Annotated in this window: 1 protein-coding gene; it reads right to left on the reverse strand. The window is 69.2% G+C overall.

What is annotated here, in order from left to right; genetic code table 11:
• Window positions 1-321 (reverse strand): ATP-grasp domain-containing protein (locus G5B56_RS19780; RefSeq protein ID WP_310733818.1); only part of this gene is annotated, 321 nt, incomplete at both ends.

The following is a 321-nucleotide window of genomic DNA, read 5'->3' on the forward strand; positions in this document are numbered from 1 at the left end:
GACCGCCTGCGCCTGGCTGGCTTCGGGCACGCCGATGCCCACCGCCAGTTCACGCGCCTGAGCCTCGGTCAGGCCCACGAGCGGGTCGACGAAGACCTTCAGGATCTTCTCCGGCGTGGCGTGCGCCACTTCCTCGATGTCCATGCCGCCTTCGGACGACGCCATCAGCGCCACCTTCTGCGTCGCGCGGTCGGTCAGCGCGGCGACGTAGTACTCCTTCCGGATTTCGGCGCCTTCCTCGACCAGCAGCCGGCGCACCTTCTGGCCTTCGGGGCCGGTCTGGTGGGTGACGAGCTGCATGCCCAGGATCTGCGAGGCCAG

Origin of the sequence: Rubrivivax sp. JA1026, assembly GCF_011065555.1 — a bacterium.
GTDB classification, from domain to species: domain Bacteria; phylum Pseudomonadota; class Gammaproteobacteria; order Burkholderiales; family Burkholderiaceae_C; genus Rubrivivax; species Rubrivivax benzoatilyticus.